Source organism: Streptomyces cavernae, from assembly GCF_004023625.1.
Lineage (GTDB): Bacteria > Actinomycetota > Actinomycetes > Streptomycetales > Streptomycetaceae > Streptomyces > Streptomyces cavernae.
In genome coordinates, this window is record NZ_RPDJ01000069.1 from 1 (window position 1) to 21929 (window position 21929).

Sequence of the window (21929 nt, forward strand, 5' to 3'; positions counted from 1 at the left end):
TTCATAGTGTTTCGGTGGCCATAGCGTGAGGGAAACGCCCGGTTACATTCCGAACCCGGAAGCTAAGCCTTACAGCGCCGATGGTACTGCAGGGGGGACCCTGTGGGAGAGTAGGACGCCGCCGAACTCCCTTTGGAGCTCCGGCCCTTGGACGACAAGTCCGAGGGCCGGAGCTTTTTTGTTTTCCGTGGCGATCCCCAACACCCCCTCTGCTCCGCCGTGGTGACGCTGACGGTAAGGTCAGGGAGCATCGTCGGCACGTTCCCACAGGAGGCCCCCGGGTGGAGGTCCAGGAGACTCGCGTCCAGACGGACCGGGTGCTCACCATCCCGAACATCCTCAGCATGGCCCGGCTCCTCGGTGTGCCCCTCTTCCTGTGGCTCATCCTCAGGCCGGAGTTCGGCGGACCCCAGAGTGACGGATGGGCACTACTGGTGCTGGCGCTCAGCGGCGTCACGGACTATTTGGACGGCAAGCTCGCCCGCCGCTGGAACCAGATCAGCAGCCTCGGCCGGCTCCTGGATCCGGCTGCCGACCGGCTCTACATTCTGTCGACATTGGTGGGGCTCACCTGGCGGGAGATTCTTCCGCTGTGGTTGACGCTTGTACTTTTGGCGCGAGAGCTGGTCCTGCTGGTGATGGTGGGCATCCTCAGACGCCACGGCTATCCGCCGCCACAGGTGAACTTCCTCGGGAAGGCCGCCACCTTCAACCTGATGTACGCCTTCCCGTTGCTCTTGCTCAGTGACGGAAGTGGATGGATCTCGTCACTCGCTGCTATTTTCGGATGGGCGTTCGCGGGATGGGGTACAACGCTGTACTGGTGGGCAGGAGTCCTCTACGTGGTACAGGTCCGCCGTCTTGTCCGTGCGGACGCCACGGCCGATTGAACTCGCCCGATTGGATGGCCAAAGCCCTGCGATGGCCGGCCTCGGAAAACTGCGGGACAATCTGGACGGGTGAAGTCGGCTAGACCGTCGTCTCTTCAAGGAGGACGCTTCCGACATGAAGGCCGTCGTGATGGCCGGAGGTGAAGGCACCCGCCTTCGCCCCATGACCTCGAGCATGCCCAAGCCGCTCCTGCCGGTGGCCAACCGGCCGATCATGGAGCATGTGCTGCGGCTGCTCAAGCGGCATGGGCTCAACGAAACCGTCGTAACAGTCCAGTTCCTGGCATCCCTGGTCAAGAACTACTTCGGCGACGGCGAAGAGCTCGGGATGGAGCTCACCTATGCCAATGAGGAGAAGCCACTCGGTACTGCCGGGAGTGTGAAGAACGCAGAGGAAGCACTGAAGGACGATGCCTTCCTCGTGATCTCCGGCGATGCTCTGACCGACTTCGATCTCACCGAGCTCATCAATTTCCACAAGGAAAAGGGCGCGCTGGTCACCGTCTGTCTCACCCGGGTGCCCAACCCGCTTGAATTCGGTATCACCATCGTCGACGAAGAGGGCAAGGTCGAGCGCTTTCTGGAGAAGCCGACCTGGGGCCAGGTCTTCTCGGACACCGTGAACACCGGTATCTACGTCATGGAGCCCGAGGTCTTCGACTACGTAGAACCAGATGTTCCGGTCGACTGGTCGGGCGATGTCTTTCCCCAGTTGATGAAGGAGGGCAAGCCGATCTACGGCTATGTCGCCGAGGGCTACTGGGAGGACGTCGGTACGCACGAGAGCTATGTGAAGGCGCAGGCCGACGTCCTGGAAGGCAAAGTCGACGTCGAACTGGACGGGTTCGAGATCTCTCCCGGCGTATGGGTCGCCGAGGGCGCCGAGGTCCACCCGGACGCGGTACTGCGCGGGCCGCTCTACATCGGTGACTACGCCAAGGTAGAGGCCGGGGTGGAAATCCGGGAACACTCCGTAGTGGGCTCCAATGTCGTTGTCAAGAGTGGGGCTTTCCTGCACAAATCCGTTGTCCACGACAACGTCTACATCGGGCAGCACAGCAATCTGCGCGGCTGCGTCGTCGGCAAGAACACCGACATCATGCGGGCCGCGCGGATCGAGGACGGCGCCGTCATCGGCGACGAGTGCCTCATCGGTGAAGAATCGATCGTCCAGGGGAACGTACGCGTCTACCCGTTCAAGACCATCGAGGCCGGCGCCTTCGTCAACACGTCGGTCATCTGGGAGTCCCGCGGCCAGGCCCATCTCTTCGGGGCGCGCGGCGTCTCCGGAATCCTGAACGTGGAGATCACCCCGGAACTCGCGGTGCGGCTGGCCGGGGCGTACGCGACGACCCTGAAGAAGGGCTCGACCGTCACCACCGCCCGTGACCATTCCCGTGGTGCCCGTGCCCTCAAACGGGCGGTCATCTCGGCGTTGCAGGCCAGCGCCATCGACGTCAGGGACCTGGAGAACGTACCGCTGCCGGTGGCACGGCAGCAGACCGCGCGGGGCAGCGCCGGCGGGATCATGATCCGGACGACGCCCGGTGTGCCGGATTCCGTCGACATCATGTTCTTCGACGGGCAGGGCGCAGACCTCTCGCAGGGCAGCCAGCGCAAACTGGACCGGGTCTTCGCACGTCAGGAGTACCGCCGGGCGTTCCCCGGTGAGATCGGGGACCTGCACTTCCCCGCCAGCGTCTTCGACTCCTACACCGGGTCGCTGCTGCGCAACGTGGACATCACCGGAATCAAGGAGTCCGGGCTCAAGGTCGTCGTCGACGCCTCGAACGGCAGCGCGGGACTGGTGCTGCCCAGTCTGTTGGGCAAACTCGGTGTCGACTCGCTGACCATCAACCCAGGTCTGGACGAGCGGCGTCCCACGGAGACCTCCGACGCCCGCAGGTCGGGGCTGGTGCGGCTCGGTGAGATCGTCGCGTCCGCGCGCGCCGCGTTCGGTGTGCGTTTCGACCCGGTCGGTGAGCGGCTGTCCCTCGTCGACGAGAAGGGGCGGATCATCGAGGACGACCGCGCGCTGCTGGTGATGCTGGACCTGGTGGCCGCGGACCGCCGGAGCGGACGGGTGGCGCTGCCGGTGACCACCACGCGTATCGCCGAGCAGGTGGCGGCGTACCACGGGACACAGGTCGAGTGGACGACCACCTCGCCGGACGACCTCACACGGGTCGGCCGTGACGAGTCGACCATCTTCGGGGGCGACGGCAAGGGCGGTTTCATCGTCCCGGAGTTCAGCGGCGTCTTCGACGGCACGGCGGCCTTCGTACGGCTCATCGGGCTGGTGGCGCGGACGCAGCTCACCCTCAGCCAGATCGACGCCCGGATCCCGCGGGCGCATGTCCTCAGGCGCGATCTCGCCACTCCCTGGGCCGTCAAGGGCCTGGTCATGCGGCGGGTCGTGGAGGAGGCGGGCGATCGCTTCGTCGACACCACCGACGGTGTGCGGGTGGTGGAAACGGATGGTCGCTGGGTGATGGTGCTGCCCGACCCCGCAGAGGCGGTCACACACCTGTGGGCCGAGGGCCCCGACGACGCCTCCGCGCAGGCTCTGCTCGACGAATGGTCGGCCGTGGTGGACAGCGCGGGCCGCTGACGTAGGGCACACACGCGTGCCGGACAGGTGTCCCCGAAGCGGGGGCCTGTCCGGCACGCCGGTGGGGCCATTCGGAGGTAGCGTCCCCGACGTGCGACGATGTGCGGCATGCCGCAGCAGCCCCCCGTTCGGAGTACCCCTACGCGCCCCTCGCGCCCGGACGCTTCCATGTCGCTGCTCACCAACGTCATGGACCACAGCCTGGACGAGGGATACGCGGAGGCGGCCGCCCGAAAACAGGCCGACGGCACCGTCGGCATGCCGAGGAACCTCCGGGCCCGGCTCGGTCTCGCGGCCGGACTCGTCCTCGCGGCGCTTGTGGTGACCGTCGGCGCGGCGCAGGCGCGGGTTGCGGCGCCCGCGGTGGCCAAGGAACGCGAGGAACTCCTCGACCGCATCGACCGCGAGACCGCGGCGGCGGACAAGCTCGAGAAGACGGTCGACAAGCTCCGCGACGACGTGAGCACGCGGCAGCGCGAGGCCCTGAAGACGTCCGGCGGTGATGGCTCCGGCCTGGTCGACCTGCTCTCGGGCGCGACGGCGGTGCACGGTCCCGGCGTGAAACTCGTCGTCGATGACGCCGAGGAGGCCGACGGCAGCGGTGGTGACGGGCCGCGGGAGAGCTCCGGTTTCTCCGACACCGGGCGCGTACGCGACCGGGACATGCAGCGCGTGGTGAACGGCCTGTGGCAGTCCGGCGCCGAGGCCGTCTCGATCAACGGACAGCGGCTGACGGCCCTCTCCGCGATCCGGGCCGCGGGTGACGCGATACTGGTCGACAACAAGCCGCTGGTGCCGCCCTATACGGTGCTCGCGGTGGGGGACGGCCAACGTCTCAGCGCGGCGTTCCAGAGCAGCCTCGACGGGGTCTATCTGAGCGTGCTGAAGGAGAACTACGGGATCAGGAGCAGCATTTCCGTGGAGGATGACGTCCGGCTGCCCGCGGCTCCGAGTGTGATCGTACGTACAGCAAAGCCGAGCACAGAGGAAGGCACATCGTGATCGCCGTACTGGGCCTCGTCGTGGGAGTCGTGGCTGGATTGTTGGTTCGGCCCGAGGTTCCGGCGGTCGTCGAGCCCTATCTCCCCATCGCCGTCGTGGCGGCCCTCGACGCCGTGTTCGGCGGCCTGCGCGCGATGCTCGACGGGATCTTCGACGACAAGGTCTTCGTGGTCTCGTTCCTCTCCAACGTCGTCGTCGCCGCGCTGATCGTCTTCCTCGGCGACAAACTCGGCGTCGGCGCGCAGCTGTCGACCGGTGTGGTGGTCGTGCTGGGCATCCGCATCTTCTCCAACGCGGCCGCGATCCGCCGGCACGTCTTCCGGGCGTGAGGCCGATGGAGAGCAGGAACGGCAAGCGCCCCGAGGCACCGCAGACGCCCGGGACTCCGCAACGCGCCGAGACCACCGAGGGCACCGGAACCACCGAGCCGACCGAGGCTACCGAGGCTCGTGAGGCCACGGAGGCCACCAAGACCGTGGAGAGCCGGCTGCGCAGGGAACTGCCCGCGGAGGTTCCCGCGGCGCTTCCGGCCGCCCGCACGTCCGAGGAGTCCCCCGAGGCGCCCCTCACCGGACGGCAGCGGCTCATCCAGGGTCTGTGGCCGCCGCGCCTGACCCGCCCCCAACTCATCGTCGCCCTGCTGCTGTTCGGTCTGGGCTTCGGCCTGGCCGTGCAGGTGGCGTCCAACAACGACAGCAGCGCGTTGCGCGGCGCGCGTCAGGAGGATCTTGTCCGGATCCTCGATGAACTCGACGACCGCACACAACGTCTGGAAGATGAGAAGCAAGGTCTCGAAGATCAGCGTGCCGAGCTGGAGAACAGCTCGAACCAGGCCGAGGAGGCCCGCAGGCAGACCGTCGAGAAGGAGCGTCAACTCGGCATCCTGGCGGGCACCGTGGCCGCGCAGGGACCTGGCATCACGCTGACCATCGAGGACACGAAGGGGACGGTCGAGGCGAACATGCTGCTCGACGCGATCCAGGAGCTGCGCGCCGCCGGCGCGGAGGCGATCCAGGTCGACGACGTGAGGATCGTCGCGGGTTCGTACCTCGCGGACGTCGACGGCGGTGTGAGCGTCGACGGGAAGAAGATCGGCAAGCCGTATGTGTTCAAGGTCATCGGCAAGCCGCAGGATCTCGAACCGGCGCTCAACATCCCTGGTGGCGTGGTGCAGACTCTTGAGAAGGAGCAGGCCACGGTTACTGTGGAACGGTCCGACAAGATCATTGTGGATGCCTTGCGACCGGCGAAGCAGCCTGACTACGCTCGGTCGTCCTCCCGGTGAAGCGGGGGTGCATGGGGCACGTCCGGCGAGGGCATGAGGTTGCGGGGGGTCGGCGCACCGAATGGGTGGTGCGTGGTGGAAACTGTCTGGTGGATACGGACGTTGTGAGGATGTCCGGCTCGGCCGGTGTGTGCTGTCAGGGTTCGTCCTGCCCCACGGGCGGGTCTGTTTCGGTCAAGGGGAATCGCCCGTGAAGTTGTTTGCGAAGTTGTTCGGCAAGAGCGCGCGAGAGGGCAGCGACAACGCCACTGCGCGCCATCGCGCGCCACGCCATGAAGACGCGGAGGGGCAGGCGGGCGAGCGTCCCCTGTTCCGTGATCAGGTCGGTGACATTCCGGGTGGCCAGGGCGCGGCGTCTGTTGACCCTGCCGGATCCGGCCGCATAGGTTTCGGGGAACCGTCAGCCGCAGGTACGGGTGCAGGGCACACCCCCGGCCCGTATGCGTCCAATGCCCCCGGAGGGCCCCCACGGCAGGAGGACCCGTCCATGTCGGCCCTGGTGTGTACGAGGTGCGGTAACCGCAACGGGGAGAACAGCCGCTTCTGCTCCAACTGTGGTGCGCCGCTGCGGGCCGGGGCGGAGCGCCCGTCCGAGACCACGTCGACGATCTCGATCTCCGGTCTCGAGGCCTACGACGCCGAAGCCACCGGGCAGACGCCGATCCCGGCGCTGTCCCCCGAGGCGCAGGCGGCCGTCGACGCGCTGCCGCTCGGCTCGGCGCTGCTGGTGGTGCGCCGCGGCCCCAACTCGGGCAGCCGCTTCCTCCTGGACGGCGAGCTGACCACGGCCGGACGCCACCCGCAGAGCGACATCTTCCTGGACGACGTGACCGTGTCCCGTCGCCATGTGGAGTTCCGCCGTGCCGCCGACGGCACGTTCACGGTGGCCGACGTCGGCAGCCTGAACGGCACCTACGTCAACCGGGAGCGGATCGACTCGGTCCAGCTCTCCAACGGCGACGAGGTGCAGATCGGCAAATACCGGCTGGTCTTCTACGCGAGCCAGCGGGGCATCTGACCCGTCAGGGAAGGTCCATGCTTCAAACACCGAGCGGCGGTGCGGGGAACGGCACCGCCGCCGCGGACAGTGGGCTGATGAGTATCGGCACGGTGCTGAACGTGCTGCGCGACGAGTTCCCCGAGGTCACGATTTCCAAGATCCGGTTCTTGGAGTCGGAGGGTCTCATCGAGCCGCAGCGGACCCCGTCGGGGTACCGCAAGTTCAGCCCCGAGGACGTCGAGCGCCTCGGCCATGTACTGAGGATGCAGCGGGACCACTATCTGCCGCTGAAGGTGATCCGCGAGCATCTCGACGCCGTGGAGCGTGGGGAGGCCGTGCATCTGCCGGCCGTCGGCGGGCGGCGCGAACAGGGCGATCTTGTGGACGGGGTGCCCGCCGATGAGCCCGAGCGGCCCACCACGGCCCGGATTGGGCGGGCCGAGCTGCTGGCCGCCGTCGAGATCGGGGACCAGGAGCTCGCTGAGTGGGAGTCGTACGGCCTGATTTCGCCCCTGCCGGACGGTGCCTACGACGCCGAGGCGGTGACGGTCGCCGGGCTCGTGGTGGAATTGGGCCGGTTCGGGATCGAGCCGCGACACCTACGGGTGATGAAGGCCGCGGCCGACCGCGAGGCAGGGCTCGTCGATCAGGTGGTCGCACCGCTGCGGCGGCACCGCAATCCGCAGACCAGGGCGCATGCGGAGGCCCGTACGAAGGAACTCGCGGGCCTCGCCGTGCGGCTGCACGCGGCTCTTGTGCAGAGCGCACTCGGGGTGAGGCTGCCCTGACGGGGGAGCCGCCTGGACCAGCCAATCTCTGCTCGACTACCCAAACGTCCCGAGCACGGCCTAGGGTTGCTGTGTGAACGAGCTCGATGTCGTAGGTGTCCGGGTCGAAATGCCCTCCAACCAACCGATCGTGCTCCTGCGTGAAGTGGGAGGCGACCGTTACCTCCCCATCTGGATCGGGCCGGGGGAGGCGACGGCGATCGCGTTCGCCCAGCAGGGCATGGCCCCAGCCAGGCCGCTGACCCACGACCTGTTCAAGGACGTGCTGGAAGCCGTCGGTCAGGAGCTCACGGAAGTGCGCATCACGGATCTGCGTGAGGGTGTCTTCTACGCGGAGCTGGTGTTCGCCAGCGGAGTCGAGGTGAGCGCCCGTCCGTCCGACGCCATAGCGCTGGCGCTGCGCACCGGCACGCCGATCTACGGCAGCGACGGTGTGCTGGACGACGCGGGGATCGCGATCCCGGACGAGCAGGAGGACGAGGTGGAGAAGTTCCGCGAGTTCCTCGATCAGATCTCGCCCGAAGACTTCGGGACCAACAGCCAGTGAGGGGTGGATCCACGGCCGGTGACCGGGATCGCCGGCCGTTGGTGACCCTCCGGCGCCGCCCCTCGACGGGCCGTACCGCAGCCGCTGTCAGAGCATTCGGCTAGCCTTTCCCCGCGGTGGGGTACGGGAAACCACTCCTAGGGTGATTATCACTCGGCGTGCCGAGTGTGGCGATCGTTGACGCACCCCTGGTGACTGCCTACCGTCGAGAAGGCAGGTCTAGGACGGAGGTCGGCGTGAGTAGCAGCGGCGACGGTACGGCTGGGGGCGCTCCCGGGATCAGTCCGGGGGGAAATGGTCCGTACCCTCCCCCGAACTCTCGGCTCCGCTCGAGCAGTGGGCACCCCCCTCACGGCAACGCGGCCGGCCTTTCTCCGCGGCGCCCGACGGCGGTGCCCGGTGACGACGGGGACGCCTTCGAAGAGGTCGGCTACCGCGGCCCCACAGCCTGCGCCGCAGCAGGCATCACCTACCGGCAGCTCGACTACTGGGCACGCACCGGTCTGGTCGAGCCCAGTGTGCGGCCCGCCTACGGTTCGGGGACGCAGCGGCTCTACAGCTTCCGGGACGTCGTCGTCCTGAAGATCGTCAAGCGGTTCCTGGACACCGGCGTCTCGCTGCAGAACATCCGCACCGCCGTGCAGCACCTCAAGGAGCGCGGATTCCGTGATCTGGAGCGGATGACGCTGATGAGCGACGGGGCGACCGTGTACGAGTGCACCTCGCCCGACGAGGTGCACGCGCTCCTCCAGGGCGGGCAGGGGATCTTCGGGATCGCCGTGGGTGTGGTGTGGCGTGACGTGGAGAGCGCTCTGTCGCAGTTGCACGGGGAGCGGATCGACACGGGGGAGACCCTGGTGCGGCCCAACCCCGCGGATGAGCTCGCGCGGCGGCGTAATCGGGCCGTTTGAGTTCGCGCGGCGGCGTAATCGGGCCGTTCGCGCGCGAACGGGCCGGCTGGGCCCCGTTCGTACGGTGTTCCGGGCGGCTGCCGCCCCCGGACCCCGCCATTCTCCGGAAGGGTCCCGTTGCGATCACAAGGAGGGGTTGCGGCAACGCCGCCCGGTACCGGGGCCATTGTCAGTGGTATGAGGCAGCATCGGTGCTGTGAGGACCTCACCGACGATCATGCATCTCGACATGGATGCCTTCTACGCCTCCGCGGAGCAGGCAGCCAAGCCGAGTCTGCGCGGCAAGGCCGTGATCGTCGGAGGGCTCGGACCGCGGGGAGTGGTGGCCACGGCCTCCTACGAGGCGCGGGTGTTCGGGGTGCACTCGGCGATGCCGATGGCCCAGGCGCGTCGACTGGCGCCGAACGCGGCGTACCTGGTGCCGAGGTTCGGCTTCTACCGGCAGATCAGCGAGCAGGTGATGGCGCTGTTGCGGGATCTGTCGCCGCTGGTGGAGCCGCTGAGTCTGGACGAGGCCTTCGTCGACCTGGAGGCCGGCGAGGTGGCCTGGGACGCCGACTCGGCGCGGGCGGTGGGGGCCGGACTGCGCGCGGACATCAAGGCGGTGACCGGGCTCACCGGTTCGGTGGGGCTCGCGGCCTCCAAGATGCTCGCGAAGATGGCCTCGGAGGAGGCCAAGCCGGACGGGCTGGTGCTGATAGAGCCCGGGAGCGAGCGGGGGCACATCGGGCCGATGCCGGTGCGCACGCTGCCGGGCGTGGGGCCGGCCACGGGGGACCATCTGCGGCGGGCCGGGATACACACCGTGCAGGAGCTCGCCGAGGCCGGTGAGGACGAACTCGTACGGCTGCTGGGCAAGGCCCACGGCGGCGCGCTGTACGCGATGGCGCTGGCCCGCGACGAGCGGCCCGTGGTGGCCGAGCGGGACGCCAAGTCCGTGTCGGTCGAGGACACCTACGACACGGACATCCACGACCGGGTACGGGTGCGGATCGAGGTGCAGCGGCTCGCCGACCGGTGTGTGCGGCGGCTGCGGGAGGCCGGGCTGTCGGGGCGGACCATCGTGCTGAAGGTGCGGCGGTACGACTTCTCCACGCTGACCCGCTCCGAGACGCTGCGCGGGCCCACGGACGATCCCACGGTGGTCCGGGAGGCCGCCGCGCGGCTGCTGGAGTCGGTGGACACCACGGGAGGCGTACGGCTGCTGGGGGTGGGGGTCAGCGGGCTCGCCGACTACACGCAGGAGGATCTGTTCGCCCAGGCGGCCCACGCGGCGCAGCCGGTGGGGAGTGTGGGGGAGCCGTCGTGGCACGAACCGGAGGAGCCGGAGATCTCGGCCGGGGTCGAGCGGGCGGTCGCGCCGGCCGCGCGGAACTGGCGCGCGGGACAGGACGTACGGCATGCCGAGCACGGGCCGGGCTGGGTCCAGGGAAGTGGCCTCGGGCGGGTCACCGTGCGGTTCGAGACGCCCGGCTCCGCGCCGGGGCGGGTGCGCACGTTCCGTTGCGAGGATCCCGACCTCGAGCCCGCGGATCCGTTGCCGCTGGTGCCGCGCAGACCCGAGCCCGAGCAGCCCTTATACGCCGGGCTGGGCAGGCCCTGAGCGGTCACGGGGGAGCGGGGTGCGGTCCCGCGTCGTCCGGTGCTGTGCACGCCGGGTGGCAAGAGCCCTCGTACCTGGGCTGCCCGGGTGCTGCGACCACGCGGCGAGGCGTGGTGCGGGCGGCGCGGTGGGGCGCCTCACGTCCCCGAGGCCGCTCAGTTCTCGTCCGTGCCCGCGAGTTGCCCGAAGTCGGTGTCCGGCGGGGGCGGGGCGGCGACGTCCAGTCCGTAGTGGTGGTAGAGCTGGAGCTCCTGCTCGGGGGAGAGATGGCGGCCCACTCCGAAATCGGGGGCGTCCTTGATCAGGGCGCGCTCGAAGGGAATCCGCAGGGCACCTTCGACGAGTTCGCTGGGCTCCAGCGGGACGAAGGCGTCCCTGCCGAACAGGCCGGTCCTTATCGCCGCCCACTCGGGCACCCCGGTCGCGTCGTCGAGATACACCTCTTCGATGGTGCCGATCTTGGTGCCGTTGCGGTCGAACGCCTTGCGGCCGATCAGGTTGCGCGGATCGATGTCGGTCTGCACGGTCCCTCCACGGGGTCGCAACTCATCCGTAAGCACTACGAAAGAGCAGATCGCGGAAAGCGGCCACTTGAGCGATTCCGTTCGACGGCCGCTGGTAGGCTGACAACGGCTGCTGACCCTGTGCGGGAGAGTCCTCCGGAGCCACCGGAGGCGCCGAAGGAGCAACTCCTCCCCGGAATCTCTCAGGCCCCCGTACCGCACGGACGAGGTCACTCTGGAAAGCAGAGCGGGTGTCCACCTGGAAACTCGCTCTCACCGACGGTGAAAACCGGAGCGCTGTGCGGCGGTCCGGTGAAGCTCTCAGGTCGAGATGACAGAGGGGGAGGCCGTCGGGGTACCCGTACCGGGGTGCCCCTCGAAGGTCGCGTCAGACCAGGAGGCCTCCGCAATGACCGCCCATCGCACTCCGCTCACCGAGCTCGAGCAGGGGATCCCCTTCGAGCAGCGCCACATCGGCCCCGACACCGAGGCGTGGGCGAAGATGCTCGCGCAGGTCGGCTACGGCTCCCTCGACGAGCTGACGGCCATCGCGGTCCCCGAGGTGATAAGGAGCACCGAGGCGCTCGAGCTGCCCGGCGCGCGCACCGAGGCGGAGGTGCTGGCGGAACTGCGTTCCCTCGCCGACCGCAACCAGGTGCTCGACTCGATGATCGGGCTCGGCTACTACGGCACGTTCACGCCGCCGGTCATTCTGCGCAACGTCATGGAGAACCCCGCCTGGTACACCGCGTACACGCCGTACCAGCCGGAGATCTCGCAGGGCCGCCTCGAGGCGCTGCTGAACTTCCAGACGATGGTCGCCGACCTGACCGGGCTGCCGACCTCGGGGGCCTCCCTGCTCGACGAGGGCACCGCGGCCGCCGAGGCGATGGCGTTGTCCCGGCGGATGGGCAAGAACAAGAAGGGCCTGTTCCTGGTCGACGCGGACACGCTGCCGCAGACCATCGCCGTGATCGAGACCCGCGCCGAGCCGACCGGTGTCGAGGTCGTCGTCGCCGATCTGAGCGAAGGCATCCCGGCGGAGATCGCCGGGCGTGAGATCAACGGCGTGCTGCTGCAGTACCCCGGGACCTCCGGTGCCGTGCGGGACCTCAAGCCCGTCATCGAGCAGGCGCACGAACTCGGCGCGCTGGTGACGGTCGCCGCCGACCTGCTCGCCCTCGTTCTGCTGACCTCGCCCGGCGAGTTGGGCGCCGACATCGCCGTGGGCACCACACAGCGCTTCGGTGTCCCCATGGGCTTCGGCGGGCCGCACGCCGGCTACATGGCCGTGCGCGAGAAGTTCGCGCGCAGCCTGCCGGGGCGACTCGTCGGCGTCTCCGTGGACGCGGACGGCAACAAGGCGTACCGGCTCGCGCTGCAGACCCGCGAGCAGCACATCCGTCGTGAGAAGGCCACCAGCAACATCTGCACCGCCCAGGTGCTGCTCGCCGTCATGGCCGGGATGTACGCCGTCTACCACGGACCCGAGGGGCTGCGCACCATCGCTCGTCGTACACACCGGTACGCCACGATCCTCGCCGCGGGGCTCGCGGCCGGCGGAGTCGAGGTCGTGCACGGCGCCTACTTCGACACGCTGACGGTACGGGTCCCGGGCCGGGCCGCCGAGGTCGTCGCGGCTGCCCGTGAGCGGGGCGTCAACCTCCACCTCGTGGACGCCGACCACATTTCCCTCGCCTGCGACGAGACCACCACGCGCGGCCAACTGGCCGCCGTCTGGACCGCGTTCGGCGTCGAGGGCGATATCGCGGCATTCGACGAGACCACCGAGGACACCCTGCCCGAGGCGCTGCTGCGCACCGACGACTACCTGACGCACCCGGTCTTCCACCAGCACCGCTCCGAGACCGCGATGCTGCGCTATCTGCGCCGGCTCGCCGACCGCGACTACGCGCTCGACCGCGGCATGATCCCGCTGGGCTCCTGCACCATGAAGCTCAACGCCACCACGGAGATGGAGCCGGTCACCTGGCCCGAGTTCGGGCAGCTGCACCCGTTCGCGCCGGCCGAGCAGGCGCAGGGTTACCTCACGCTCATCCGTGAGCTGGAGGAGCGGCTCGCCGAGGTCACCGGCTACGACAAGGTCTCGCTGCAGCCCAACGCCGGTTCGCAGGGCGAGCTGGCCGGACTGCTGGCCGTGCGCGGCTACCACCGCGCGAACGGCGACGAGCAGCGCACCGTATGCCTCATCCCGTCCTCCGCGCACGGCACCAACGCCGCGAGTGCCGTGATGGCGGGGATGAAGGTCGTCGTCGTGAAGACCGCCGAGGACGGCGAGATCGACGTCGAGGACCTGCGCGCCAAGATCGAGCAGTACCGGGACGAGCTGTCGGTGCTGATGATCACCTACCCGTCGACCCACGGGGTCTTCGAGGAGCACGTCGCCGAGATCTGCGCGGCCGTGCACGACGCCGGCGGGCAGGTCTACGTCGACGGCGCCAACCTCAACGCGCTGGTGGGCCTCGCCGAGCCGGGCCGCTTCGGCGGTGACGTCTCGCACCTGAACCTGCACAAGACGTTCTGCATCCCGCACGGCGGCGGCGGTCCGGGTGTCGGGCCGGTCGGTGTGCGGGAGCACCTGGCGCCCTACCTGCCCAACCACCCGCTGCAGCCGGCGGCGGGTCCCGAGACGGGTGTGGGACCCATTTCGGCGGCTCCGTGGGGTTCGGCGGGGATCCTGCCCATCTCGTGGGCGTACGTCCGGCTGATGGGCGGCGACGGCCTGCGGCGGGCCACACAGGTGGCCGTGCTCTCCGCCAACTACATCGCCAAGCGTCTGGAGCCGCACTACCCGGTGCTCTACACCGGCCCGGGCGGGCTGGTCGCGCACGAGTGCATCATCGATCTGCGTCCGCTGACGAAGGCGACCGGCGTGAGCGTCGACGACGTCGCCAAGCGGCTCATCGACTACGGATTCCACGCGCCGACCATGTCCTTCCCGGTGGCCGGGACGCTGATGATCGAGCCGACCGAGTCGGAGGACCTTCAGGAGCTGGACCGGTTCTGCGAGGCGATGATCGCGATCCGTGGGGAGATCGAGAAGGTCGGCTCGGGGGAGTGGCCCGCGGACGACAACCCGCTGCGGAACGCTCCGCACACCGCCGCCGCGCTCGCCGGTGCCTGGGAGCACGCCTACAGCCGCGAGGAGGCCGTCTTCCCGGCCGGTGTCGTGGCCGCGGACAAGTACTGGCCGCCGGTGCGGCGCATCGACCAGGCCTACGGCGACCGCAACCTGGTCTGCTCCTGCCCGCCGCTGGACGCCTACGAGGACTGACCTCGGGTACCGGCTCTGCCTGCGTTGTGCCGGCAGTGCTCGGGCCGGGCCGTGACGGGCCGGCCCGAGCACTCTCCATGCCGAGGGTCCCCGGGCCCAGGGTGTGAATCCAGTGAGGGAGCTGTGCTGGACACACGGGCCTGGCCCGGCGAATGGTGTGCTTGGCGCAACGTCCTCCGGGGAGGTTCAAGTGGACGGCTCTCTCAGCCATCGCCATGTCGATGTGAACGGGGTCCGGCTGCACATCGCGGAGCAGGGGGAGGGGCCGCTGGTCGTGCTGCTGCACGGCTGGCCCGAGAGCTGGTACTCGTGGCGGTACCAGTTCGGTCCGCTCGCCGCGGCGGGATACCGGATCGTGGCACCCGACCAGCGTGGCTACGCCGACAGCGAGCAGCCGCCGGACGTCGCCTCGTACACGCTGCTGCACATGGTCGGCGATGTGATCGGTCTGATCCAGGAGCTGGGTGAGGAGCGGGCGGTCGTGGTGGGGCACGACTGGGGAGCACCGGTCGCCTGGACAGCGGCGCTGCTGCGGCCGGACGTGGTGCGTGCCGTGGCAGGGCTCAGCATCCCGCCGAGCCCGCCCGGCGGGATGGGCTCGACCTCCGCGATGCGCGCCCGGTACGGCGAGGGGTTCTACCAGGTGCACTTCCAGCGGCCGGGCGTCGCCGACGCCGAGCTGGTGAAGGACCTGCCCACGACGTTCCGGCGGATCCTGTACGGCGCCTCCGGCGACAACCCCGTCAACGAAGAGCCTCGTCCATGGATCATTCCGGAGGGTCAGGGGCTGCTGGACACGATGCCGGAGCCCGCCGAACTGCCGGGCTGGCTCACCGAGGCGGACATCCGCGTCTTCGTCGACGGCTACGCCGGGCACGGCGAGCGGGCGTTCACCGGCCCCCTCAACTGGTACAGGAACGTCGATCGGAACAACGAACTCCTGGCGCCCTTCCGGGGCCGCCGGATCGACGTGCCGGCCCTGTACATGGTGGGCGACCGGGACATGGTCACGTCATTGCGCGGCACGAACAGACTGCGCGCCTCGCTGCGGGTGACGGCGCCGCTGCTGCAGGCCGATGTGACGCTGCCGGGCTGCGGGCACTGGACCCAGCAGGAGCGGCCCGCCGAGGTCAACGCCGCGCTGCTCGACTTCCTCGCCGGGGCCGGTGTCCGGGCCGCCGACTGAGCGCGGTACACCGCCGAGGTCGTCGGACTACGTGGAGTGACCATCTTCGGACATGCGTCGGGGCCGGTGCGGAAGGTCTCCGTCCGGCCCCTCATATGCCTGGGCAGCTACTCGGATGTGCGGTACGCGCAACTGCCCGGTTGTGCGCTCTGCGGCTCAGGCCGCCGTCATCACCTGCTCCAAGTCCAGCGGACGGTGCGGGGCGATGATCTGGCCGTCCGGCAGGAGCTCACCGGTGTCCTCGAAGAGCAGGACGCCGTTGCACAGCAGGCTCCACCCCTGCTCCGGGTGGTGCGCCACGAGAAGCGCTGCTTCCCTGTCGGCGGAGTCGGCTGTGGGACACGGTGGCTGGTGCTGGCACATGGTGGATGGGATCTCTCGCTGTGTCGTGATGGCTGCGATGTGTGTCGTGCTGTCTGTCCTGCGGCTCGATGTGTTCATGGCCGCCCCCCGTCGACGATTCGTCGGAACCCAGTGTTGCCCTACGAAACGTAAATCCGCAGGGATTTTGCAGTAGCGCTCCTCACAGGTTGATGACGCATCCCTCGAGAGGGCGGTTCAGTGCTACTCCCCGGTTACTTCGGGTGGTTCTCAGTGGCCGGATAGGGCTAGTCCGGTCGGGTGATCAGGCGTTTTTCCCTCGATTCCCCTCGTACGAGCGCTGTCCGGCCCGTATGAGCGAAGTGCCCCGCGGCCGGGTCGCGGCGGCGGGGCACGGTCGCCGAGGGAATGCTCCGGCGGACGGCGGGCAGGCGTCAGACGGTGGTCCTGGGCGGGAGTCGCGGACGGGTCCCCGGACGGAGGTTCGTACGGGACCCAGTGGCCTGTCGGGGTACTAGGCGGGAGTGATGAGCAGTGGCGCGGGAGGAGTGAGCCGGTGGGTGAGGACCGGCAGGAGTTCGGAGACGCGGTGCGGGCGGTGGGCCGCTATACCGGGCGGCGCCGGCGCCAGGGGTACCAGCAGATCGGTGGCGGCCGGGTGGCCGGTCGTTCCGTCGGCCGCGCAGTCGCCGTGCAGCCAGAGCGTCAGCATGTACAGCTCCGGTACGGACAGCAGCCGCGGCTGGTAGGGCTGCTGCATGGCCTCGGCCTGCCGGAGGGCGTGTTCGGTGGAGGCGACGTACGGGCCCTCGAAGAAGTGCGAGAAGGCCCAGCCGTCCGGAGTCAGCCTGGTCTCCGCCGCGGCGAGCGCACGGTCACCGCCGCGGACGAGAAAACGCCACCCGGCGAGCCGGGTGGCCGATGCGCCTGCCGGAGTGATCCGGTCCAGGACGTGCAGTGGCAGGGGTGTCTCCGCCACGGCGGGCCCCTGGGCGGCGCGCAGGGACGGGGTACGGGCCTCACGGACGGCGGTCGGGGAACTGAGGGCTGTGAGAACGGTGCGGAGGGCGGGCGCGGGAGCCGGGGGGACATGCAGCGGCATGGTGGGTCGCCTCTCATTCGACAGGCAAGACGGCGCGAGGGCGGGGGCGGACGACGCTGTCAGCTCTCGGGGTCAGAGGGGGCGCGTGCGGAGACCACGAGTGCCGACTCTCTGCCTCTCGCGGAGTTTATACGAGGCGTGTTCGGGTGATGTTTCGGCTAGTCGTTACGGCTATTGCCCGCAAGGCGGTATTCGGTCACTGAAACGTGCTATTCACCAGGAATTTTCATGACCGTAAGGCGATGACCTCGTCTTTCACCTGCCCCGCGGACGGCCGGTTGTCGTCGGCATTTATCACGAGGTCCTCCGGCGCTGAAACCGCACGGTGCGCCATGCCCGGTGAATGTGCCAATGGACAGCACCGCACAGCCTAGCGGTCGACGGGGCCGGGCAGGAGAGTTATTAATGACGTTGTCGGGGCATCATCCCCGGGACATCAGCCCGTGCGTGGCGGGCTGCCCATCCGAGGAGGGACGCTTCCATGGGGGAGAAGGTCGTGGCAGGGCCGGTCGGCCTGTCCGATCGACACCGCTACCGTGAGAAGCTCCGGCAGTGCCTGACGGGGCTGGCGCGACTGCTGGAGGCGGAGCGGTTCGACCGCCCCAGGAATCTCATGGGTCTGGAGATCGAACTGAATCTCGCCGGGTCGGACGGCATGCCGAGAATGATGAATGCGCAAGTACTCGAGCGCATCGCGAGCAGGGATTTCCAGACCGAACTCGGAATGTTCAACCTCGAAGTGAATATCGCTCCGCACCGATTGGGCGGGCGGGTGCTGGATCAGCTCGCCGAGGAGTTGCGTACCTCGCTGAACTATGCCAACCGCAAGGCCAATGAGGTCGATGCCGGGATCGTGATGATCGGAATTCTTCCGACGCTCGGCCGTAATGATCTGGTGTCCGCGAACCTCTCCGACGTCGATCGCTACGCGCTCCTCAACGACCAGATCGTGGCCGCCCGCGGCGAGGACTTCGCGCTCGACATCGAGGGCGTCGAGCACCTCAGGTGCACTTCCGCCTCCATCACCCCCGAGGCCGCCTGCACCTCGGTGCAACTGCACCTCCAGGTGACACCCGAGCGCTTCGCCGCCGCCTGGAACGCCGCGCAGGCGACGGCCGCAGCGCAGGTCGCGGTCGGGGCCAACGCCCCGTTCCTGTTCGGCCGCGAGCTGTGGCGGGAGTCGCGGCCCCCGCTCTTCCAGCAGTCCATCGACACCCGGCCGCCCGAACTCCAGGCCCAGGGGGTGCGGCCGCGGACCTGGTTCGGCGAGCGCTGGATCTCCTCGGCGTACGACCTCTTCGAGGAGAACCTGCGCTACTTCCCCGCCCTGCTGCCCATCTGCGACGACGAGGACCCGCTGCGCGTCCTGGACGAGGGCGGCATCCCGAAGCTCAGTGAACTGGTGCTGCACAACGGCACGGTCTACCGCTGGAACCGCCCCGTCTACGGAATCGCCGACGGAGTCCCGCACCTGCGCGTGGAGAACCGCGTGCTGCCCGCCGGTCCCACGGTCACCGACGTCATCGCCAACGCGGCCTTCTACTACGGGCTCGTGCGCGCTCTCGCCGACGAACCGCGGCCGGTGTGGACCCGGCTGCCGTTCGAGGCCGCGGCGGACAACTTCGAGCGTGCCTGCCGCTACGGCATCGAGGCCGAGCTGGACTGGCCGCGGAGGGGCCGGTACGGCGGGGTGAACCGGGTGCCGGCGGCGGAACTGGTGCTGGACGAACTGCTTCCGCTCGCCGCGGCGGGGCTGGACGCCTGGGGCGTCGAACCCGTCGACCGCGACTTCTACCTCGGGGTGATCGAGCAGCGGTGCCGGCTGCGGGTGAACGGCGCGACCTGGCAGTCCACCACCTTCCACCGGTCCCTGAAAAGCGGCCTGGAACGGGAGGCCGCGCTCGCCGCCACGACCCAGCGCTACTGCGAGCTGATGCACGCCGGGGACCCGGTGCACTCCTGGCCGGTCGGGTTACCGGAACCGGCGGCGCAGCTGAGCTGACTTCCGGCCGGGAGTCTCCCCCGGTCTCGGGCCCGGTCTCAGCCCAGGCTGCCCGCATTCACGATGGCCTTGAGGATCACCGAGTGGATCTGCGAGGGGTCGCTGACCTGATGGCCCGAGCCGCCGGTCGCCTTCGCGATCTGCTCGACCTCGTTCCTGTCGGCATCGGGGCCCACGGCGACCGCGATCAGCGGCACCGGACGCTCCGGATCGGTGATCTTCTGCAGTTCGGTTATGAGGTTGGAGCGCGAGATGCTGCCCGGGTCCTGGTTCGCGCCGTCGGTGAGGACCACCACGGCGTTGAACTTCCCTTGTGCGTAAGTGGAGCTGGCGGCCTTGTACGCGGCCAGCGTGGTGTCGTACAGGCCGGTCGCGCCGCCCGGGATGGGCTTGAGGCCGGTGAAGGCCACCGACAGCGCGTCACGCTGGGTGCCCGAGCCGACCTGGTCCCCGAGCCTCCTGGTCGGCACCAGTTCTTCGTAGTCCCGGTCGCCGTCCAGTTCGGTGGAGAACTCCCACAGCCCGATCTCGTCCTCCGGCGTGAAGGTCGCCAGCGCCTGCAGCAGCGACGCCTTGGTCACGTCCATCCGCGACTGTCTGCCGCCCGGCACCGGATCCGACATCGAGGAGGAGACGTCGACGACCGTGAGGAGACGGGCACTCTGCACGGTGATCGTCCACACCCCCAACGTCTCCTCGACGGCCTTCACCGAGGCGGGCCGGGGTGCCGACTGCGAGTACGGCTGCGGGGAACTGCCGCCCGCCCGGGTGACCAACGCGGTCGGCACGTCGTCGTTGTCGGTGCGGAAGCCGTGGTCCTCCAGGATCTCCCGGCCGTACCTCTCCCCGAGCAGCGTCAGGAAGCGCAGCGCGGCACGGCTCTGGTCCGTCGTCGGGGACGAGGAGTTGACCAGGGTGAACGGGTAGTCGAGCCGGGGTGATCCGTCCTCGGGGTAGAAGAAATCGAGTCCGCTGCCACTGTTCTCCGCGGAGTTGTGGACGAACGCCGACTGCTCGGACAGGATCAGCGCCTGGTTGCGCTTCGGATTGCCCTGCTCGGTGCCGGAGACGTCACGTGGCAGGGTGTCCAGGACCTGGCTGTCGGTGTCGCTGGTGCGCTGGGAGAGCGCCTTGAGCATCGCCGCGGCCTGCGTGTCGCCACCGGAGTTGCCGGAGCCGGCGGTCGAGGCGGTCAACTGGGTCAGGGCGAGCAGCCCGGTCGCGCTGCGGGACGGGTCGGCCGTGCCCAGTTTCAGCTGGTCGCTCCGCATCGTCGCGGCGGCCAGCTCGGCCCAGGTGTAGGTCTTCTGCGGCCAGCCCAGCGACTGCGCCGCCGAGGGCACCATGGCGACGCCGACCGGGGAGGACGCCACATTGCCCGTTGACGTCACCGGGTCGCCGTTGCCCTGTCGGGAGACACGGTCCACCCACACGGAGGAGTCCGGCACCCACACCTGGAAGCCGTCCGTGCCCTTGCCCTTGCCCGCCTGGAACGCTTCGGCCATCTTGGCCGACTCGCGAGCGGTGACCCGGACGTCGAAGCAGTGGCCGTCCGAGATGGCCTCGTCCTCCTTGGCCTTCCGGGCGACGGCCTTCAGGGCGGGGGCCAGGTCGGGCGAGGCGGCCACGTTCAGGCGTACGGCCTCGTCACGGCAGGACTCACCGAAGGAGAGCAGCCCGGCACGGACCGCGACCGCCGTGCCGGACGCCGCACACAGGACGAGGACCGTGGCCAGGACCACACTGCGGCCGCGGGTCCGCGGGCGGGGGTCGGTGACACCCGCCCTGCGCGCGTTGGGCAAGCTGTGTCTTCCCATGGCGGTGAGTGCCTTCCATGAAGTGAGACCTGAAACGGTGACAGCCGTAGGTCAACGCAAAAAGGGGAGGCACGCCCGTACGGCGTCCGTCCCCCCAACGGTCTGTCGCGCAGGTTCTTCGCAACTTCATTCGAGACCTTAGCGGGGTGAAGATAGGGGTGGCGGGATTTAACAACTGGAGGCAGGAGTGCATGCGGAGGCGGGGCCTGTGGCCGATTCTTTTCCCATTGAGCGGCCGACACGAAAGATCCTTCGGAACGAGACACTGATCGTCCTCGGGCTTTCGCTGGGCGCGAGTGGGGTGTCCGCGCTGATCAGCTTTGTCGGGTCGGTCACCAAACCGGGAGGACTCAAGGACCAGGCGGCCACCCTCAACTCCTCGGCGGCGCCCGGTCGGCCCTGGCTCGATCTTGCCTGGCAGTTGTTCGGGATCGCGTCGGCGCTGGTGCCCGTGGTCCTCGTCGCGCATCTGATGCTGCGGGAGGGGAGCGGGCTGCGCGCCCTCGGATTCGACCGCAGCCGCCCCTGGCCCGATCTGGGGCGCGGCGCCGCGATCGCCGCCGTCATCGGCAGCACCGGCATCGCCTTCTATCTGGCGGCCCGGGGGCTGGGCTTCAACCTCACCGTGGTGCCGGAGGCGCTGCCCGACGTGTGGTGGAAGTACCCGGTCCTCGTCCTCTCCGCGATCCAGAACGCGGTGCTCGAGGAGGTGATCGTCGTCGGCTATTTGCTGCGCAGGCTGGGGCAGTTGGGCTGGACCCCGGGCACCGCGCTGATGGCGAGTTCGGTGCTGCGCGGCTCGTACCACCTCTATCAGGGCATCGGCGGCTTCCTCGGCAATGTGGCGATGGGCGTGGTCTTCGTCTACCTGTACCGCCGCTGGGGCCGGGTGGGGCCGCTGGTGGTGGCCCATTCGCTGCTCGACATCGGCGCGTTCGTGGGGTACGCGCTGCTGGCGGGGAAGGTGGGGTGGCTGCCCACCGCGTGAGGGTGCCCGGTGGGAGCGTGAGGGCGTGCCCGGTGTACGCGGTAGGGGGTGCCTGTGGGTGCGTGATGGCGTGCCTGG

At 69.0% G+C, this 21929-nt stretch carries 18 protein-coding genes, 1 rRNA gene and 1 riboswitch; of the genes, 15 read left to right on the forward strand and 4 right to left on the reverse strand.

Features of this window, described 5'->3' with window-relative positions; all coding sequences use genetic code 11:
* Positions 1-10 precede the first annotated feature (10 nt).
* The 11 genes from rrf to EF387_RS43870 all read left to right on the forward strand — a co-directional run bounded on the left by rrf (position 11) and on the right by EF387_RS43870 (position 10637).
* Positions 11-127: ribosomal RNA gene (rrf, locus tag EF387_RS43820) — 5S ribosomal RNA — on the forward strand.
* Positions 128-281: 154 nt separating this feature from the next.
* Complete coding sequence (gene clsA, locus EF387_RS43825) at positions 282-890, forward strand: cardiolipin synthase ClsA (RefSeq protein ID WP_128382186.1); 609 nt, start codon at positions 282-284, stop codon at positions 888-890.
* A 115-nt stretch (positions 891-1005) separates the two neighbouring features.
* Positions 1006-3501 carry a mannose-1-phosphate guanyltransferase gene (locus EF387_RS43830; RefSeq protein ID WP_128382187.1) on the forward strand — a complete coding sequence of 832 codons (2496 nt, stop codon included), beginning with the start codon at positions 1006-1008 and terminating at the stop codon, positions 3499-3501.
* Positions 3502-3600: 99 nt separating this feature from the next.
* Entirely contained in the window at positions 3601-4503 is a 903-nt protein-coding gene (locus EF387_RS43835) for a DUF881 domain-containing protein (protein WP_128382188.1), read from the forward strand.
* Positions 4500-4832 (forward strand): small basic family protein, encoded by a 333-nt coding sequence (locus EF387_RS43840; RefSeq protein WP_003988855.1) that lies wholly within the window; start codon positions 4500-4502, stop codon positions 4830-4832. Before EF387_RS43835 ends, EF387_RS43840 begins: the two co-directional genes overlap by 4 nt.
* A gap of 5 nt (positions 4833-4837) precedes the next feature.
* Positions 4838-5788, forward strand: coding sequence for a DUF881 domain-containing protein (locus EF387_RS43845; protein WP_128382189.1), 951 nt, complete (start codon positions 4838-4840; stop codon positions 5786-5788).
* A 61-nt stretch (positions 5789-5849) separates the two neighbouring features.
* The gene (locus EF387_RS43850) at positions 5850-6806 is read left to right on the forward strand and encodes an FHA domain-containing protein (RefSeq protein ID WP_128382190.1); all 957 of its coding nucleotides are present in this window, start codon (positions 5850-5852) and stop codon (positions 6804-6806) included.
* 17 nt (positions 6807-6823) lie between these two features.
* The gene (ftsR, locus tag EF387_RS43855) at positions 6824-7576 is read left to right on the forward strand and encodes a transcriptional regulator FtsR (RefSeq protein WP_128382191.1); all 753 of its coding nucleotides are present in this window, start codon (positions 6824-6826) and stop codon (positions 7574-7576) included.
* Between the two features lie 73 nt (positions 7577-7649).
* Positions 7650-8123 (forward strand): bifunctional nuclease family protein, encoded by a 474-nt coding sequence (locus EF387_RS43860; protein WP_006123076.1) that lies wholly within the window; start codon positions 7650-7652, stop codon positions 8121-8123.
* A 236-nt stretch (positions 8124-8359) separates the two neighbouring features.
* Positions 8360-9034: a MerR family transcriptional regulator gene (locus EF387_RS43865; protein WP_128382192.1), complete on the forward strand. Its 675-nt coding sequence runs from the start codon at positions 8360-8362 to the stop codon at positions 9032-9034.
* A gap of 196 nt (positions 9035-9230) precedes the next feature.
* A complete protein-coding gene (locus EF387_RS43870; protein WP_128382193.1) occupies positions 9231-10637 on the forward strand; it encodes a DNA polymerase IV in 1407 nt (468 codons plus the stop codon).
* Between the two features lie 155 nt (positions 10638-10792).
* Here EF387_RS43870 and EF387_RS43875 read toward each other — a convergent pair whose 3' ends face one another.
* Complete coding sequence (locus tag EF387_RS43875; RefSeq protein WP_202918570.1) at positions 10793-11161, reverse strand: PRC-barrel domain-containing protein; 369 nt, start codon at positions 11159-11161, stop codon at positions 10793-10795.
* A 113-nt stretch (positions 11162-11274) separates the two neighbouring features.
* Positions 11275-11369: riboswitch (glycine riboswitch) on the forward strand.
* Between the two features lie 180 nt (positions 11370-11549).
* Between EF387_RS43875 and gcvP the strand changes: the two genes are divergently transcribed.
* A complete protein-coding gene (gene gcvP / locus EF387_RS43880) occupies positions 11550-14435 on the forward strand; it encodes an aminomethyl-transferring glycine dehydrogenase (protein WP_128382194.1) in 2886 nt (961 codons plus the stop codon).
* Positions 14436-14625: 190 nt separating this feature from the next.
* Complete coding sequence (locus EF387_RS43885) at positions 14626-15621, forward strand: alpha/beta fold hydrolase (protein ID WP_128382195.1); 996 nt, start codon at positions 14626-14628, stop codon at positions 15619-15621.
* Positions 15622-15777: 156 nt separating this feature from the next.
* Here EF387_RS43885 and EF387_RS43890 read toward each other — a convergent pair whose 3' ends face one another.
* Positions 15778-15984 (reverse strand): DUF5999 family protein, encoded by a 207-nt coding sequence (locus EF387_RS43890; protein ID WP_128382196.1) that lies wholly within the window; start codon positions 15982-15984, stop codon positions 15778-15780.
* Between the two features lie 472 nt (positions 15985-16456).
* Positions 16457-17044 carry a hypothetical protein gene (locus EF387_RS43895; protein WP_128382197.1) on the reverse strand — a complete coding sequence of 196 codons (588 nt, stop codon included), beginning with the start codon at positions 17042-17044 and terminating at the stop codon, positions 16457-16459.
* 481 nt (positions 17045-17525) lie between these two features.
* Between EF387_RS43895 and EF387_RS43900 the strand changes: the two genes are divergently transcribed.
* On the forward strand, positions 17526-19046 hold the full coding sequence (locus tag EF387_RS43900; protein WP_128382198.1) for a glutamate-cysteine ligase family protein: 1521 nt from the start codon (positions 17526-17528) through the stop codon (positions 19044-19046).
* 38 nt (positions 19047-19084) lie between these two features.
* Here the strand turns inward: EF387_RS43900 and EF387_RS43905 are convergent, their stop codons facing one another.
* Positions 19085-20863 (reverse strand): substrate-binding and VWA domain-containing protein, encoded by a 1779-nt coding sequence (locus EF387_RS43905; protein WP_128382199.1) that lies wholly within the window; start codon positions 20861-20863, stop codon positions 19085-19087.
* A 187-nt stretch (positions 20864-21050) separates the two neighbouring features.
* On the opposite strand from EF387_RS43905, the gene EF387_RS43910 reads away from it, so the two are divergent.
* On the forward strand, positions 21051-21851 hold the full coding sequence (locus EF387_RS43910; RefSeq protein WP_128382200.1) for a CPBP family intramembrane glutamic endopeptidase: 801 nt from the start codon (positions 21051-21053) through the stop codon (positions 21849-21851).
* The last annotated feature ends 78 nt before the right edge of the window (positions 21852-21929 follow it).